The organism is Kluyvera sp., assembly GCF_965301105.1.
Map to the genome: position 1 here is coordinate 1 of NZ_CBDKZX010000084.1, position 15,941 is coordinate 15,941.

15 protein-coding genes, 1 tRNA gene and 1 pseudogene are annotated in these 15,941 nt (G+C 55.5%); 3 read left to right on the forward strand and 14 right to left on the reverse strand.

Annotated features, from left to right (window positions below; genetic code table 11):
- Nucleotides 1-179: 179 nt before the first annotated feature.
- A complete protein-coding gene (gene csgD / locus ACW14G_RS19420; RefSeq protein WP_163449623.1) occupies nt 180-827 on the forward strand; it encodes a biofilm master transcriptional regulator CsgD in 648 nt (215 codons plus the stop codon).
- 62 nt (nt 828-889) lie between these two features.
- On the opposite strand, the gene ACW14G_RS19425 is transcribed toward csgD, so the two are convergent.
- From ACW14G_RS19425 to ghrA, 4 genes are all read right to left on the reverse strand, one after another.
- On the reverse strand, nt 890-1,372 hold the full coding sequence (locus ACW14G_RS19425; RefSeq protein WP_163449622.1) for a DUF1097 domain-containing protein: 483 nt from the start codon (nt 1,370-1,372) through the stop codon (nt 890-892).
- Between the two features lie 96 nt (nt 1,373-1,468).
- Nucleotides 1,469-2,020 (reverse strand): TorD/DmsD family molecular chaperone, encoded by a 552-nt coding sequence (locus tag ACW14G_RS19430; RefSeq protein WP_249022016.1) that lies wholly within the window; start codon nt 2,018-2,020, stop codon nt 1,469-1,471.
- 20 nt (nt 2,021-2,040) lie between these two features.
- A complete protein-coding gene (locus ACW14G_RS19435) occupies nt 2,041-2,778 on the reverse strand; it encodes a phosphatase (protein WP_064549036.1) in 738 nt (245 codons plus the stop codon).
- Nucleotides 2,779-2,844: 66 nt separating this feature from the next.
- Entirely contained in the window at nt 2,845-3,783 is a 939-nt protein-coding gene (gene ghrA / locus ACW14G_RS19440; RefSeq protein WP_249022017.1) for a glyoxylate/hydroxypyruvate reductase GhrA, read from the reverse strand.
- A gap of 261 nt (nt 3,784-4,044) precedes the next feature.
- On the opposite strand from ghrA, the gene ACW14G_RS19445 reads away from it, so the two are divergent.
- Nucleotides 4,045-4,132, forward strand: a tRNA-Ser gene (locus ACW14G_RS19445).
- A gap of 83 nt (nt 4,133-4,215) precedes the next feature.
- On the opposite strand, the gene ACW14G_RS19450 is transcribed toward ACW14G_RS19445, so the two are convergent.
- The 10 genes from ACW14G_RS19450 to putP form a co-directional block, all read right to left on the reverse strand.
- Nucleotides 4,216-5,217 carry a methionine ABC transporter ATP-binding protein gene (locus ACW14G_RS19450; RefSeq protein WP_163447955.1) on the reverse strand — a complete coding sequence of 334 codons (1,002 nt, stop codon included), beginning with the start codon at nt 5,215-5,217 and terminating at the stop codon, nt 4,216-4,218.
- A gap of 10 nt (nt 5,218-5,227) precedes the next feature.
- Nucleotides 5,228-6,001, reverse strand: a complete 774-nt coding sequence (locus tag ACW14G_RS19455) for a MetQ/NlpA family ABC transporter substrate-binding protein (RefSeq protein ID WP_167576211.1) — start codon at nt 5,999-6,001, stop codon at nt 5,228-5,230.
- A gap of 21 nt (nt 6,002-6,022) precedes the next feature.
- Nucleotides 6,023-6,688, reverse strand: coding sequence for a methionine ABC transporter permease (locus tag ACW14G_RS19460; protein ID WP_167576212.1), 666 nt, complete (start codon nt 6,686-6,688; stop codon nt 6,023-6,025).
- Nucleotides 6,689-6,696: 8 nt separating this feature from the next.
- Nucleotides 6,697-7,920, reverse strand: a complete 1,224-nt coding sequence (locus ACW14G_RS19465; RefSeq protein WP_249022018.1) for an SfnB family sulfur acquisition oxidoreductase — start codon at nt 7,918-7,920, stop codon at nt 6,697-6,699.
- Nucleotides 7,921-8,204: 284 nt separating this feature from the next.
- Nucleotides 8,205-8,993, reverse strand: coding sequence for a phosphate starvation-inducible protein PhoH (gene phoH / locus ACW14G_RS19470; protein ID WP_249022019.1), 789 nt, complete (start codon nt 8,991-8,993; stop codon nt 8,205-8,207).
- A gap of 23 nt (nt 8,994-9,016) precedes the next feature.
- Entirely contained in the window at nt 9,017-9,271 is a 255-nt protein-coding gene (locus tag ACW14G_RS19475) for a hypothetical protein (RefSeq protein WP_163447951.1), read from the reverse strand.
- Nucleotides 9,272-9,590: 319 nt separating this feature from the next.
- On the reverse strand, nt 9,591-10,865 hold the full coding sequence (efeB, locus tag ACW14G_RS19480; RefSeq protein ID WP_249022020.1) for an iron uptake transporter deferrochelatase/peroxidase subunit: 1,275 nt from the start codon (nt 10,863-10,865) through the stop codon (nt 9,591-9,593).
- 5 nt (nt 10,866-10,870) lie between these two features.
- Nucleotides 10,871-11,998, reverse strand: a complete 1,128-nt coding sequence (gene efeO / locus ACW14G_RS19485) for an iron uptake system protein EfeO (protein WP_249022021.1) — start codon at nt 11,996-11,998, stop codon at nt 10,871-10,873.
- Nucleotides 11,999-12,047: 49 nt separating this feature from the next.
- Nucleotides 12,048-12,881: an iron uptake transporter permease EfeU gene (efeU, locus tag ACW14G_RS19490; RefSeq protein WP_065356260.1), complete on the reverse strand. Its 834-nt coding sequence runs from the start codon at nt 12,879-12,881 to the stop codon at nt 12,048-12,050.
- Nucleotides 12,882-13,150: 269 nt separating this feature from the next.
- Nucleotides 13,151-14,659, reverse strand: coding sequence for a sodium/proline symporter PutP (putP, locus tag ACW14G_RS19495; RefSeq protein WP_163447948.1), 1,509 nt, complete (start codon nt 14,657-14,659; stop codon nt 13,151-13,153).
- 410 nt (nt 14,660-15,069) lie between these two features.
- On the opposite strand from putP, the pseudogene ACW14G_RS19500 reads away from it, so the two are divergent.
- Nucleotides 15,070-15,941 (forward strand): annotated as a pseudogene (locus ACW14G_RS19500) (trifunctional transcriptional regulator/proline dehydrogenase/L-glutamate gamma-semialdehyde dehydrogenase); the annotation flags it as partial.

A 15,941-nucleotide genomic window follows, 5' to 3' on the forward strand; every position in this document is an offset into this window, starting at 1 on the left:
TATGTTTCATGATTATTTCTTGCTTTAGGATTACCAGCGTCTAAATTTTAAATTAAGCAGTGTTGATTCTTATTTTATTATTTTAAGCATACCAACCACACAGCAATCACATTTCAGCAGCACTTAAATTGATGATTTATAATACTTGCCTGCTGTGAAAACGATATTGGGGACTCATCATGGCAAAAGAGCTCACCTTTACTAACCAGACGCTTTCCTTAATCACCAGACCGTCGCTGCAGTCATGTGCGCTGTCCCAGAACTTAAGGAAACTACTTAAGATGGATGTTAAAATCATCAACATTCATCTCGTTAGCATTGAGAACTTAAGCTCAGACATTATCCTTTTCGATATGATGGAAACGGATAAACGTCTTATAAAAGCCTGGCAGGAAGAGCTGTGCAAACTCAGCAACGGCGTAAAGCTGCTCCTGTTCAACACACCCGAAGAGTACTCTTACCCGGATATCGAGGTGTGGCCGCACATTAGCGGTATTTTCTATGCGCATGATGAAGAACCTTTTCTGGTGAAAGGTTTGCAGAAGGTTATGGAGGGTGAGTGTTATTTTTCGCGCAAGCTCGCCAGCTACCTGATCATGCATGCCGGCAACTATCGCTATGACAACTTAGAAAGCACTATCCTTACCTATCGGGAAAAAGAGATCCTGAATAAGTTGAGGATCGGCGCGTCCAATATTGAGATAGCCCGCGCGCTATTTATCAGCGAAAGTACGGTAAAAACGCATCTGTATCATCTGTTTAAGAAAATTGACGTCAAGAATCGCACGCAGGCCGTTTCCTGGGCCAACGACAATTTTAAACATTAGCTACGGGCACAAAAAAACGGCGGGAGGATGAATCCCCCCGCCGTTTTGTCCTCTCAACGCCATTACAGCGCCGATTCTTTTGTCTGTTTACTCTCTGCTTTACGGCTCGCCAGCCACAGGCCGCTGTTTTTCATGGCATAGCCAAACAACAGACCGACCAATAGCGAAGGGACTACCGCTCGCCAGTCCCCCTGCCCTGCAAACGTCGCACAAGCGCCGATAAAGGTGCCGGGAACGAAAGACAGCAGCAGCTGTTTTGACTGTATGCACATCAAAAAGGCCACCACCCCGGTCATCACGTAGCTGACGATCTCCAGATGCGGCGCCAGCGCGCTGCCATAGATAATCACCAGCGCCCAGATAACACCGCTCATGGTGGTACAGGCTGAAATAACCAGCCCTTTCAACCCGCCCTGCGGACAGGCGAAATAGGCCGTACAGCCAAGAAAACCGGCCCAGCTTAATAAACCCAGCGATACGGCTACCCATCCCCAGATACCGGAGAGAATGCCTGTCGTGATTGCGATAGCTAAAATAACGTTCATAGCGAGCATCTTAGCAGATGCTCGGCTTTATGATGAGATCACGAGCACGTTATTCTCATCATGTACATTTCATTTGCACTAAAGATGTGACTTAAATCACTCTTCATCTTCTTCCTGCAGTTCATCCCACATCGCCGCTATCGCTTCACGCGTCATCGGCGCCATAGTACGCCAGAAGGCGGTCGTCGCATGGGCTTCCACTTTACCGAGAAACGTTTCAAACCACGGCAGCAGATACTCAGCAAACAGCGTTTCGAGCGCGTCGCTATCCTCTTCAACGTTATCTTCCAGCCAGGAAGCCGCCAGCAACAGCGTCCCCATCTGATCCGCCGGACCCTCGCCCAGCGGCATACCGTTGCCGGTCAGGAAGCTGCGCACTTCTGCTTCGCTCGCCCCTTCCACCCATGCGCTGCGCACTGGCGGAACGCGACACTCTTCACCCACGAACAGCGCGTTGTAGTCGGCAGCAATCTGCTGAATATCGCAGCTCTTTTGCAGACGAGCCAGCAGTTCATCCTGCTCCAGCGGCCAGTGTGCCGCCAGCTTGCCTTCCCGGATCAGGGTAAACAGCGGCACCAGCAGAGGATCCTGCGGCTGACGATAATACAGGGAACCCAGCGCGCGGCAGAGGATTGAAAACTCGTTCATTCAGTTATTCCAGTTAGTCATTAAAAATCAGCAAATTCAGGAATCGACGGCATCCCGCGCGATTCAAGGAAATTCAGGAAACGTCGTGGGGTGACGTTAAGGATCCGATCCTGTGGGAAATCAACGGCATCAAGGATCTTCTGGCATTCGGTAAACTCGCCCAGCGTAAACGCGGTGTGCGAGTCAGAGCCCAGAGCCAGCCAGCCGCCCGCATCGCGAACCGCAGCGGCTATCGCCTGGCAGTTTTGTTCGCTGCCAACGCGCGAGCTGACAAACGAGGAGTTGTTGATCTCCAGCGCCACCTGATATTTCGCGGCGGCGGCGGCAATTGCCGGAATATCCACCGGGAACTTCGGATTACCAGGATGGGAGATCATGTGCACATTACCGCTCGCCATCGCGGCGATCATCGCCTGGGTATGCGTCTCTTTGTCCTGCGGAGCAAAGACCGGCTCGTGGAAACCGGCGATGATAAAGTCGAGCGAGGTTAACATCGGCCCGGTACAGTCGATTTCGCCCGCAATATTTTTGATATTGGCCTCGATACCGCGCAGGATACCGACGCCCTCTACAATTCGCGGCCAGATACGCATATTCACAAAGTGCCAGTAGTGCGGCGCATCAGCCATGTCCGGGCCATGGTCGGTAATGGCGAAGAGTTTAATCCCTTTACGTTTCGCCTCTGCAATATAGTCATGCAGCGTACTGTATGCGTGCGTGCTGGCAACGGTGTGCATATGTAAGTCAACAGGATACATCACTTTCTCCTCTCTCGTGATAAGCCAAGGATAGCAGGAAAGCCTTGCGTTTATTAGCCTGACGCATCAATAGCCACGTACCCGATCGACCTGCCCGCTCGGCATTTCGCCACGTTCAAGCTGGGTAATGGTCTGAGCAATATAGGCAATCGCCTCCTGTGGACGCGTCACAGCAGCCACGTGCGGCGTCATGGTGACGCGTGGATGAAGCCATAGCGGGCTCTCTTTCGGTAGCGGTTCACGGCTGAACACGTCGAGCATGGCGGCTTTGAGTTTACCGCTATCGAGAGCCGCCAGCAGGTCGTTCTCCACCACGTGGACGCCACGGGCGAGGTTCAGAACATAGCTGTTGTCTTGCAGCTGTTCCAGTAAGGAGGCATTGATAATACCCACGGTTTCCGCCGTGTTTGGCAGCAGATTAATCAGCACCCGCGTACCGCGTAAAAACTCGCCCAGTTCAGCATCTCCGGCGAAACTGGTCACCTGTGGCCAGCTTTTGCGGCTACGGCTCCAGACCCGCACCGGGAAGCCCCACGCCAGCAGGCTCTCTGCCACTTTCGACCCCAGAACGCCTGCCCCCATGATCCCAATGGTAAATTCGTCATGGGTATAGTCGGCCAACGGTTGCCACGTAGACTCCCGCTGCAATGCCTGATAATCATCAAAGCGGCGGAACCAGTGCAGCACCTGGCTTACCGCATATTCCTGCATCTGGATACCCATGCCAGTGTCTTCCAGACGGAATAACGGAATCGACAGGGGCAGCATTTCCGGATTGGCCTTCAGTTTGCTGAGGATGGAATCTACTCCCGCCCCCAGCGCAAACACCGCCTTCAGCGCACGACCTTGTAGCATCTCGACCGGTGGATGCCACACCAACGCGTAATCTGCCGGCGCATTGTCCCCGCGCTCCCAGCCGCGGATACGCGCGCCGGGTAGCTTTTTGCTTAGCTCAGCAATCCAGTAAGGGGTATCAAACGTCGGGTGATAAAAGATGATCTCCATAGTGACTCCTGCTCAGAGCGCCCGTATTCGCGTCAACCAGGCGCGGTTTTCGATTATTTTTGTGGTTTCACAGAATAACAAATTTCGGATACCCGTCCGGAAAAATGCAGGGGTGATCGCAAAAAAGACGATTTATGAATGTTTAAGAAGCAATTTGCTTGAAGTTTGTCTAAACGCACGATTTTTCGAAAAAGTTTATTGACGCTGACGGCCCTTTTCCCTACATTAGCGCTCGTCCCAGAGATGCTGGGAAGACAATATGGTGAGGTGTCCGAGTGGCTGAAGGAGCACGCCTGGAAAGTGTGTATACGGCAACGTATCGGGGGTTCGAATCCCCCCCTCACCGCCATATTCGAGAAAGAGCTCGTACGCAAGTACGGGCTTTTTTTTCGCATGTTGCATGCCTACGGGAGAATGCCTCCTGTAACCAGGCTATCCCACCGCCACGCTATCCGCGACCTGTGCCGCCAGGCGCAGCGATTCCGCCGTAAGCGGAGTATCAACGCGGATGCGCAGCTGCCCGACGATCCGTCCCTGTATCGCTTCACAACTGCTGTACACCAGCTGTGAGCGACCGCCCAATACGCTCGCAATTTGCTGTAAATCCGGTTCCCGCCCATTCACGCCGTTAAAATGCAGCGTCACCAGCTGCTGCCCTGTGGTTAATAATTCGCGATTCTCCTCCCGCCCATGATGCAACGTTTGCAGCATCCCACGGGTCACCTCGTGCTGCGGGTCGCCAAAGACGCGCCATACCTCGCCTTGTTCGATTACACGCCCCTTTTCCAGCACCGCGACGCGATCGCAGAGCGTGCGAATCACATCCATTTCATGGGTGATGAGGATAATGGTCAGCCCCAGCCGCTGGTTAATCTCTTTGAGTAAACTCAGCACCGCCAGCGTGTTCTCAGGGTCAAGTGCTGAAGTTGCCTCGTCGCATAGCAGGATCTCCGGCTGAGTAACCAGCGCGCGGGCTATACCGGTGCGCTGCTTTTGCCCGCCCGACAACCGCGCGGGCCAGCTGTCACGCAGGGCCTCCAGCCCGACCAGGCGCAACATATCGTCCACCCTGCGGCGACGCTCGGCGGCAGGAACCCCGGCCATTCTCAGCGGCAGCTCGACGTTCTCCGCCACCGTCTTCGTCGACATCAGATTGAAATGCTGAAAGATCATCGCCACACGACGGCGCAGATCCCGCAGTTGTCCCCGCCCACCGCCGCTCATCGGCACCCCATGAATGGCAATCTCGCCGCAATCGGCGGTTTCCAGACGGTTAAACAAGCGCAACAGCGTCGATTTCCCCGCGCCGCTGCGTCCGATAATGCCGAACACCTCTCCGGCATGGATATCCAGATGAATATCGTCCAGCGCCTGCACGCCGTTGGCGTAGGCTTTACTGATGCCCTGCAGGCGAATATGCGGATGTTGCGTCATAGCCACTCTCCTAAAAACCGGGGGCAATTTTTCCCTGATACTTCGTCAGAATGAACTGGCGAACCGCATCGGAGTTCAGCGCTTTGGCCAGTTTCTGAATACCGGGATCGTTAATGTTATCCGGGCGCGCGACGAGGTATTCGATATACAGGCTTTTGCCCTTTTCGACGATCAGCGCTTTATCAGTATCAATACCGGCTTCCAGCGCGTAATTAGCGAAAATAAACGCCAGATCCACCTGACTCACCGCCCGGGCCAGCATAGCGCCTTCCAGCGGGCGAATCTTGAAGTGGTGCGGGTTGGCGGTGATATCCTTCTGGGTCGATTGCGGATCCTCCGGATGCTTTAACGTGATCAGCCCCGCCTCGCTCAGCAGCACCAGCGCTCGCCCGGTATTGACCGGGTCATTAGGGATGGCGATCGTCGCCCCCTCCGGCAGTTCACTCAGGCTTTTGTATTTGGTGGAATAAGCGCCAAACGGCTCGATATGCACGCCGACCACCGGGACCAGATTGGTGTGGCGGTTCTTGTTGTAATCATCGAGGAACGGGCGGTACTGGTAGTAGTTGGCATCCAGATTTTTTTCCGCCAGCTGCTGATTCGGCTGGATAAAGTCGTTAAAGACTTTCACCTGCAAATCAACGCCCTCTTTTGCCAGCGTCGGCTTCACAAACTCCAGAATTTCGGCGTGCGGCACCGGCGTCGCGCCGACCACCAGCGTTTCATTTGCGGCGGCAGAAAAGGAAAACAGCGCCAGCAGACCGGCAATCACAGTTTTTTTCATCGTTTCACCCTGTCGGTATCGTTATTTTCGGCTCATGCGGCGCACCAGACGGTCGCCGCTCATTTGTAATATCTGCACCAACGCAATCAGCAGCACGACCGTGACCGCCATGACATCTGTCTGAAAACGCTGATAGCCAAAGCGAATGGCGAGGTCCCCCAGCCCGCCGCCGCCAATCACCCCCGCCATGGAGGTGTAATCCACCAGCACAATCGCCGTGACGGTTACTGCGGCAATCAAACCCGAGCGTGACTCCGGCAACAGCGTGTGCCAAATGAGCTGCCAGGTATTGCCGCCCATCGCCCAGTTGGCTTCCACCAGCCCGTGATCGACCTCGCGTAGCGAGGTCTCAACCAGCCGCGCAAAGAACGGTGCGCAGCCCGCCACCAGCGGCGGTATCGTGCCCTGAACGCCCAGCGACGTGCCGGTAATCAGCGTGGTGAACGGGATCATCACAATCAGCAAAATAATGAATGGCAGCGACCGCATTATGTTCACCAGCAACGACAGCACGCGATGCAGCAAAGGCGCATACAGCAGGCGCGGCTGTCCGGTCAGATACAGCAGGATGCCTAACGGCAAACCTATCAGAATCGTGAAGCCGAGCGCCCAGCCCAGCATGGTTAACGTATCGATTCCGGCTTCGGCCACATCCCGCCAGTCAATCTCAGCAAGAAAAGCGAGCATGCTCTCTCCTAGTTCCAGTCGTGACGCGCCGGAGCCTTGCCGTTGAGCACCCAGTTGCCAAGCAGGTGGTATTTCCAGCGCACCGGGTCGTGCAGCGTATGTACGCGACCATTACGCCAGTGGCGGTCGAAGTTGTAGCGGGGATGGGTTGAGCGCGTTCCCCCTAGCTCAAACAGCCTTGAGGCGGCCTCCAGCGCGGCTTCGGTGGTAAAGATTTTGGCGCGCGCCACGGCGAGCGAAGCCAGCGCCACCGTCTCTTCGCTCAAATGATGTTTATAGCGATCCAGTACCTTCCCGGCCTGCTCCAGCAGCGCTTCCGCAGCGGCAATGCGGCTGTCGAGCACGCCAATCTGGTAAATGGTCAACGGATCGTCGCCCGCGCGTTCCACGCCAGCATCAATCCACGGACGCGCAAATTGATTCACAAAACTGACGGTGTCGTTCAGCGCCGCACGGGCAATTCCGGCGTCAATCGCCGCCGTCGTCAGCTGCGCAAACGGCCCGGCCAGGGTTGGCGTGTCGTACGACTTCCAGCTTGCAATCAGATTGAACGGCTCAACCGGCAGATTGTCGACCAGCACCGTGCCGCTCGAGGTTGTGCGTTGCCCCAGACATGCCCAGTCGTTAACCACCGTCAGCCCCGGCGTGCGGCGCGGCACAAACGCCAGCTGCGCTCGCCCCTCTTCGTCCAACGCCAGCACGCCCAGCCAGTGCGCATACAGAGAACCGGTGCAATAACCTTTACGTCCGTTGATACGCAGCCCATCTGCCGTACGGGTCAAGCGGGTCTGAATGTCCTGCACCGTCTTGCCGCCGGTTTCCGACAGCGCGTTGGCAAAGCGGTGGCCGCTGAGCGCCAGTTCAAAGAAATAGCGCCGCTGTTCGTCGCTGCCCTGTAGCCGAATATCTTCCAGCAGGCAGTAATGGTTCTGCGGGATTTGCCCCAGCGCCGGATCCGCCGCGGAGATAATAGCGATGACCGTCGCCAGCGTGGCCGCTGACACCTCCGCACCGCCATATTCACGCGGTATGGTGATGCCCCACAGCCCACTGTTGGAAAAAGTGTTTACCACCTCTGGCGGCACGACGCCGCTGAGATCGCGATCTGCGGCACCAGGCTGCAAATACGCGGCAATTTCATGGGCAATACTGATGGCTTCCTCATCGCTGGTGATGCGATAAGCATGAGGGGGGTATTGAATATAGTCTGGGGTATCCTGGGTTACTGGCATAGCATCTTCTCTTCGATATTATCTGCGCGTGCCAACACAATTATCCGCTTGATATTTGTACATATCCCTTTATGGAATGAATTATTGTGTCTTTACGCTGTTAAGTTATATCTGTTGATAGCAAGCTTTGTGCCAGCCACGATGGTCATATATTTCAATGAATTAGAGAGTATGGGGTGCAATGCGCGGTGTGAAATGCAACTGGCTGGCGCCACGGCTGTCGCATTTGCAACAGCCACAAACAACAAAGCCCGGTTTCCCGGGCTTTGCAGACGTGACAACGGTTAGTAGTAGGCTTTCAGCGTACGCTGGCATAGCGCCGAACGTACGCAATCCTCTTTGGTGAATCGAACGATCCCAATCATCTCATCTTCTTCAAAACGCTCCAGCGCATCGCTAAGGCCGGACTGCACGCCGCGCGGCAGGTCACACTGGGTGATATCCCCATTCACGATAACCGTAACGTTCTCCCCGAGGCGGGTTAAAAACATCTTCATTTGTGCCGCCGTGACGTTCTGGGCCTCGTCCAGAATCACCACCGCATTTTCAAATGTTCGTCCGCGCATATAGGCGAACGGCGCGATCTCTACCTTACCAATTTCCGGGCGCAGGCAATATTGCATAAAGGAGGCACCCAGTCGTTTCACCAGCACGTCGTAGACGGGGCGGAAATACGGGGCGAATTTCTCCGAGATGTCGCCGGGCAGGAACCCCAGGTCTTCATCGGCCTGAAGAACGGGGCGCGTCACGATAATCTTCTCGACGTCCTTGTGGATGAGCGCCTCCGCGGCTTTCGCCGCGCTGATCCAGGTCTTGCCGCAGCCCGCTTCGCCGGTGGCGAAGATCAGCTGCTTACTCTCGATAGCATTCAGGTAGTGGGCCTGAGCGTCATTGCGGGCCGCAATCGGCGAGTGGTCACGGGTATCCCGCGCCATGCCTATCGCTTCCACACCACTCATCCGCACAAGCGAGGTGACCGATTCTTCTTCACGTTGTTTATGACTGCGTGAATCCCGTCTCAGCACACGTTTTGCTTCGCGACGAGCTTTGATCACTGCTTTTTGTCTTCCCATGGATAGCACCTTGAGTTGTTAGTTTACATCACACGCGCTAACAGCAGCGCGATTATGCGCACGAACGTCTGAGGTTTGGCTTCCTTGTAAGCCATAGCAACTGCCTGTCGAAATGACGCCAACGCACGGCTACGCGCACCGCGCATCAGGTCGGGAACTGCGAGTTGAATTTGATACAGGAGAAAATTTGAGGTGACGAAATCGCTGCCGGAGATGGGGCCTCCGCGCTGGATGGTGCGGGCTGTTGGTCTGTTGAGTCCAGTCAAGGACGCTACCATTCGCGATCTCCATAGTAAACGGAAACTACCGCTTTATTTATTATTACATCTAAATCAACCAAAGATGCAACATAATATTTACATAAACTCAACGATAGATGACAGAGATAGCATCTGACACTTATATGACAGTTTTATATCAATCAGGGAGAAAATGGAAAAAAAGGACTGATTTTTGGCGATATTTTGGTACTGGAGAGAAAGAAAAGGGGCAAACGCACTGACCGCACTGTCCCCTCTCCCCTGTAGGGTGAGGGGGCACATTGTGCTAATACTGTATCTGGGGGATACCTCAGACATCAAAGCCTACAAAGCAATATCACGCACCGAGCAACGTACTCCCAAGATAGCCCTGCTCCGACGCCACGCCCGGCAGCACAAAGAAATACCCGCCGCCAATCGGCTTCACGTACTCCTCCAGCGCTTCACCGTTCAAACGCTTCTGCACCGTCAGGAAGCCTTTCTCCAGATCGTGCTGATAGCAGACAAACAGCAGCCCCATATCCAACTGACCCGAGTTGGTGACACCCAGTGAATAGCTGTAGCCGCGGCGCATCATCAGGCTCGACTGCGTCTCTTTCGTACGCGGGTTAGCGAGACGAATATGGCTGTCCAGCGCAATCACCTCACCGTTCGGATCGCGGCTGTAGTCCGGCACATCATGTTCGTTGCGCATCCCCAGCGGCGCGCCGCTGTGCTTGTCGCGGCCAAAGATCGTCTGCTGCTCTTTGAGCGGCGTGCGATCCCAGAACTCAACGTGGAACTGGATGATACGCACCGCCTGATACGAACCGCCCTTTGCCCACGCGGGCTCATCCTGATCGCCGGTTACCCACACCACCTCATCCATCAGCGGCTTATCGTGGCTGTCCGGGTTAGCGGTACCGTCCTTAAAGCCCAGCAGGTTCACCGGCGTCTCTTTACCCTTGCTGCGCGCGGCGTGGTCAGAGATAAACCCTTCCCGCTTCCAGCGCACGCTCAGCAGATCCGGCGTGTGCTTGATAATATCGCGCAACGCATGGATCACCGTGTCCTGCGTGTTGGCACAAATCTGCAGCAACAGATCGCCATGGCACAGCGCCGCATCCAGCGAATCGTTGGGGAAGCGGACCATTTTTTGCAGCTTCTTCGGCGCTTTATCGGCCAGGCCAAAACGGCTGTCGAACAGCGAGTGTCCGACAGACACCGTCATGGTCAGGTTATCCGGGGCGATAAATGCTCCAAGAATGCCAGAATCCATCGGCGGCAGTCGCGGGTTCGGCGTATCCGGCGCGGGGCCGCCCTTCGTGAGAAAGGCAATACGGTCGGTCAGCAGACGGAACAGGCGCTCAAGATCGGCCTTATCCGCCGCCAGCACATCAAACGCCACCAGCATCATCGACGCCTGCTGTGGCGTCAGCACGCCCGCCTGATGCTCGCCGTAAAATGGCTGCGTCTCCATGCGGCTATTAGCCACCGGCGCGTCGCTGGCCTTCGCCGCATGCGCCACCGGGCAGCCGCCGGAAATCGCCAGCGCGCCACCCAGCGCGCCGATCCCTTTTAATAAACGACGACGTGAAGGTTCATTCAGTTCGTCTGCGGAGTGCTTTGCCATCGTACTTAATCCAGTCCCAGAATCCCACGCAGCTGCGCCAGATCTTCCGCCAGCGTGGTGATCGGCCCTTTCAGCGCATTACGGTCCGCATCGGTCAGCTTATCGTAGGTTTCAAAACCATCTTTGTTGCGATATTTGCCGAGGATACCGTCCACTTTCTTGAAGTTAGCGTCAACTTTTGCCAGCAGCGCACTGTTTTCTTTTTGCAGCTGCGGACGCAGCAGGTCGACAATCTTCTGCGCGCCATCGATATTGGCCTGGAAGTCCCACAGATCGGTGTGGCTGTAGCGATCTTCTTCACCGCTGATTTTGCTCGCCGCCACTTCCTCAATCAGGCCTGCCGCGCCGCCCACCACTTTTGACGGCGGGAAGGCCAGCTCGTCGATGCGTTTTTGCAGCTCCAGCACATCGCTGTTCAGTTGGTCGGCGTAGTGCTCCATCCCTTTGGTGCTGTTATCGCCAAACAGCGCTTTTTCCAGGCGGTGGAAACCGGTGAATTTCGGATCCGCCGCTTTCTGCTCGTAATCGTCTTCACGGGCATCAATGCTGCCGTCAAGGTCGGAGAACAGTTCTGCGATCGGCTCAATACGCTCGTAGTGCTGACGCGTCGGCGCATACAGGGATTTCGCTTTTTCGATATCGCCCGCTTTCACCGCATCGGTAAAGGCTTTGGTGCCCTGCACCAGCGCGGCGGTTTCCGCCGTCACATAGGTTTTATAGGCGGTGATGGCATCGTTGAGGCTCAACAGCGCGTTGGTCTTCGCCGCGTCTTTGGTGGCTTCGCCTTTCACAATCAGCTTGCCTTTCGGGTTCGTCAGCAGGCCGCAGGTCATGTCATATTCGCCCGGCTGCAGGTTGGCGGTCATCTTCTGGGTGAAGCCCGGCGCGATATTTTCGCGCTCTTCCACCACCATCACCCCTTTGAGAATCTCCCACTCCAGCGCCTTCTGGCTGTGGTTCTGAATGATAAACTGGGTTTTACCGGCGTTCACGGTGATGGACATCGGTTCGCACTGCTTGTCATTGACGGTGACTTTAACCTGCGGAATATCCGCAGCCTGCGCCATAAAAGCGGATGAGAAAAGCGCAGCAATACCCAACTGCAACGCGCTGCGGCGGAAGTTCTTGGTCATGGTCCATCCCTTTCAAAAGTATGTTGTCACTAAGCAACCGTTATCAGCCTTATGGGGCGATACGTGATGTTGAAGTCGTTACGCGCGGCGGCCAGAAGAACAGCGCCAGCGCCGGAATCAGATACAGGAAATAGACCGCTACTTCGCTAACGCTCGGCGCTTCCTGATAACCAAAGATGCCTTCCAGCAGGGTGCCAAAAAGCGAATGCGTGGTCAGGGTGCCGCTAAGATCGAAGGCGACGTCCTGGAAGGCGTTCCACAGGCCAGCCTCGTGGAACGCGCGAATGGCTCCCGCAGCCAGCCCGGCGGCCACCAGCAGAATAAAGAGGCTGGTCCAGCGGAAGAAGACGCCAAGGTTAAGGCGAATTCCGCCCCAGTAGAGCAGAAAGCCCAATACTATCGCTGTCGCCAGCCCCAGCATCGCGCCTAACGGTGGCCAAATGCCGAGATCCTGCTGGAAAGCCGCCAGCAGGAAGAAGACCGATTCCAGCCCTTCGCGCGCCACGGCGAAAAAGACCATCATAATCAGCGCCCAACCGTGGTTGTTGCCCTTCTGCAACGCGTTATCCACCGCTTGCTCGAGCTGCTGTTTGACGTTGCGCGACACTTTGCGCATCCAGAACACCATCCACGTCAGAATCACGACCGCCACCACGGCCACCAGCCCTTCAAACAGCTCCTGCTCTTTTTGCGGGAACTCGCCGGTGGTTTCGTTAATAAAGATGCCTAAACCTAAGCACAACGCGGCGGCCAGAATCACGCCAATCCACATTACCCCAATCCAGCGACCGCGCTGGGTACGTTTCAGATAGCTGGCAATCAGGCTGACAATCAGCGCCGCTTCCAGCCCTTCGCGCAACATGATGAGAAAAGGAACAAACATGCAAACACCCTTAAATGTGAAACGCCGTCAACTTTTGCAAAGACAGGTAAATGTGAGTGATAGTGATTATCATTAAGCAAAAAGGAAACACAAGCGAAATATGATGGAAATGATGACGAGATGTAAAAGAATAGCGGGGATATAGTTGCGTTAATTATCACTAGCCCGCTATAGCAACACGCGTAAAAAAACCCGCGGAGCCGCGGGTTTATGTAGGCCTGATAAGCGTAGCGCGATCAGGCCATTCGGTGCAGATTATCCCTACAACCTTACTCTTCCTGTAAACGCGACGGCGGCGCAGAGTGGTAATGCGCGTCCGCTTTGGCGAAGCGCTCCTGCATACTGGCCGACGGCGCTTTACCCAGCAGGCTGAACAGCACAATGCCAACGCTGCCGAAGATAAAGCCCGGGATAATTTCGTACAGGCCCAGCCAACCGAACTGTTTCCAGACAATCACGGTGACGGCGCCGATGATCATCCCCGCCAACGCGCCGTTGCGCGTCATGCGTGACCACATGACCGAGAACAGCACCACTGGCCCGAACGCCGCGCCAAAACCAGCCCATGCGTAGCTCACCAGGCCCAGTACGCGGTTTTCCGGGTTAGCCGCCAGCGCAATCGCTACCAGCGCGACAACCAGCACCATCAGACGCCCTACCCACACCAGCTCTTTCTGGCTGGCGTTTTTACGCAGGAATGCCTTGTACAGATCTTCGGTAATGGCACTTGAACAGACCAGCAGCTGGCAGCTCAGCGTTGACATCACCGCCGCCAGAATGGCTGACAGCAGGATACCGGCAATCCACGGGTTAAACAGAATCTGCGCCAGCTCAATGAACACGCGCTCGGCGTTCTGACTGACCGGGCCCGCAACAGACGGGTTGTTCTGGAAGTAAGCAATGCCGAAGAAACCGACCGCCACCGCGCCAGCGAGGCACAGGATCATCCAGGTCATACTGATACGACGGGCATGCACGATACTATGGTGGGAATCCGCAGCCATAAAGCGCGCCAGAATATGCGGCTGACCAAAGTAACCCAGCCCCCAGCCCATCAGCGAAACAATCGCCACGAAATTCAGCCCTTTGAGCATATCCACGTTCTCAATGCTCTTTTGCTTAATCACTTCCAGCGAATCACCCAGCCCGCCCACGGCAAAGATCACGATAACCGGCGTCAGGATCAGGGCAAAAATCATCAGGCTCGCCTGTACGGTATCGGTCCAGCTCACCGCGAGGAAACCGCCGATAAAGGTGTAGAGAATCGTCGCCGCCGCGCCGGCCCACAGTGCGGTTTCATAGCTCATCCCGAAGGTGCTCTCAAACAGGCGAGCGCCAGCCACAATCCCGGAGGCACAGTAAATGGTGAAGAACAGCAGAATCACCAGCGCGGAGATAATCCGCAGCACGCGGCTGTTATCTTCGAAGCGACCGGTGAAATAGTCCGGCAGGGTTAAGGCGTTGTTGTTGGCTTCGGTGTGCACGCGCAGACGCCCGGCCACTAGTTTCCAGTTGATCCACGCGCCTAACGTCAGGCCGATGGCGATCCAGCTCTCTGAAATCCCGGCGATAAAAATCGCCCCCGGCAAACCCATCAGCAGCCAGCCGCTCATATCAGAGGCACCCGCCGAAAGCGCGGTCACGAAGGGACCGAGACTGCGGCCGCCGAGAATATAGTCGTCAAAGTTTTTGGTGTTGCGCCATGCAAAAAAGCCAATGAGGATCATGCCAAAAATATAGACAAGAAAGGTCACCAGCATCGGTGTGCTTATAGTCATTCAACTCTCCAGAATTATGCGTCGGCAACATTCCCATTTGCCGTTTTTATCATTGCCGGAACGGGGCAATAATTTGAAGCGACCGTATCCTGACGGAAGCCGAATTTTTTCACAAACGATTTAACACCGCATTTACATTGAATGCACCAGGGCAGCGATAGCATTTTTCTATAGGTTGCACTCCCTCACGCTTTTTCGGGTTGCACCGAAAATATCTGTTAAGTAGCGCATAAAATCACGTCTTACCGCGTATTGTTCACCGCCTCTATCATAAGTTTTGCCATTAACAATTAATTCATTTTTAAGCCTGCAACGGGCGTCACATTTAACACGGTTGCACAAAGTTGCAACATGGTGGATATTCCTGTTACGCAAAATAATATGACAACCGAGCAACAGGAGTAGATGGCATGGGCACCACCACCATGGGGGTTAAGCTGGATGACGCAACGCGTGAGCGAATTAAGAGTGCGGCGACCCGAATCGACCGTACCCCTCACTGGCTGATCAAGCAGGCAATTTTCAATTATCTGGAAAAGCTGGAAAACGATGAGGTCCTGCCGGAGCTACCTGCTCTACTGTCCGGCGCTGCCAATGAAAGTGATGAAGCTGGCCATCCGGCGGAAGAAAACCATCAGCCGTTCCTCGAATTTGCCGAGCAAATCCTGCCCCAGTCGGTGACCCGCGCCGCGATCACCGCCGCCTGGCGTCGCAGCGAAACCGACGCCGTGCCGATGCTGCTGGAGCAAGCCCGTCTGCCGCAACCGATCGCCGAACAGGCGCATCAGCTGGCGTGGAAGCTAGCGGAAAAACTGCGCAACCAGAAAACCGCCAGCGGTCGTGCGGGCATGGTGCAAAGCCTGCTGCAAGAGTTCTCCCTCTCCTCTCAGGAAGGCGTGGCGCTGATGTGTCTGGCGGAAGCGCTGCTGCGTATTCCGGACAAAGCCACCCGCGATGCGCTGATTCGCGACAAAATCAGCAACGGCAACTGGCAGTCACACATTGGCCGCAGCCCGTCGCTGTTCGTCAACGCCGCGACCTGGGGTCTGCTGTTTACCGGCAAGCTGGTCTCCACCCATAACGAAACCAGTCTGTCGCGCTCGCTGAACCGCATTATCGGTAAGAGCGGTGAACCGCTGGTGCGCAAAGGCGTGGATATGGCGATGCGCCTGATGGGCGAGCAGTTCGTTACCGGTGAAACCATCGCCGAAGCGCTGGCTAACGCCCGCAAGCTGGAAGAGAAAGGCTTCCGCTACTCCTACGATATGCTCGGCGAAGCCGC

Excerpts from the sequence above, each read along its gene's own strand:
- csgD (WP_163449623.1), top strand. The coding sequence starts at position 180 with ATGGCAAAAGAGCTCACCTTTACTAACCAGACGCTTTCCTTAATCACC.
- ACW14G_RS19425 (WP_163449622.1), bottom strand. The coding sequence starts at position 1,372 with ATGAACGTTATTTTAGCTATCGCAATCACGACAGGCATTCTCTCCGGT.
- ACW14G_RS19430 (WP_249022016.1), bottom strand. The coding sequence starts at position 2,020 with ATGAACGAGTTTTCAATCCTCTGCCGCGCGCTGGGTTCCCTGTATTAT.
- ACW14G_RS19435 (WP_064549036.1), bottom strand. The coding sequence starts at position 2,778 with ATGTATCCTGTTGACTTACATATGCACACCGTTGCCAGCACGCACGCA.
- ghrA (WP_249022017.1), bottom strand. The coding sequence starts at position 3,783 with ATGGAGATCATCTTTTATCACCCGACGTTTGATACCCCTTACTGGATT.
- ACW14G_RS19450 (WP_163447955.1), bottom strand. The coding sequence starts at position 5,217 with ATGACGCAACATCCGCATATTCGCCTGCAGGGCATCAGTAAAGCCTAC.
- ACW14G_RS19455 (WP_167576211.1), bottom strand. The coding sequence starts at position 6,001 with ATGAAAAAAACTGTGATTGCCGGTCTGCTGGCGCTGTTTTCCTTTTCT.
- ACW14G_RS19460 (WP_167576212.1), bottom strand. The coding sequence starts at position 6,688 with ATGCTCGCTTTTCTTGCTGAGATTGACTGGCGGGATGTGGCCGAAGCC.
- ACW14G_RS19465 (WP_249022018.1), bottom strand. The coding sequence starts at position 7,920 with ATGCCAGTAACCCAGGATACCCCAGACTATATTCAATACCCCCCTCAT.
- phoH (WP_249022019.1), bottom strand. The coding sequence starts at position 8,993 with ATGGGAAGACAAAAAGCAGTGATCAAAGCTCGTCGCGAAGCAAAACGT.
- ACW14G_RS19475 (WP_163447951.1), bottom strand. The coding sequence starts at position 9,271 with ATGGTAGCGTCCTTGACTGGACTCAACAGACCAACAGCCCGCACCATC.
- efeB (WP_249022020.1), bottom strand. The coding sequence starts at position 10,865 with ATGGCAAAGCACTCCGCAGACGAACTGAATGAACCTTCACGTCGTCGT.
- efeO (WP_249022021.1), bottom strand. The coding sequence starts at position 11,998 with ATGACCAAGAACTTCCGCCGCAGCGCGTTGCAGTTGGGTATTGCTGCG.
- efeU (WP_065356260.1), bottom strand. The coding sequence starts at position 12,881 with ATGTTTGTTCCTTTTCTCATCATGTTGCGCGAAGGGCTGGAAGCGGCG.
- putP (WP_163447948.1), bottom strand. The coding sequence starts at position 14,659 with ATGACTATAAGCACACCGATGCTGGTGACCTTTCTTGTCTATATTTTT.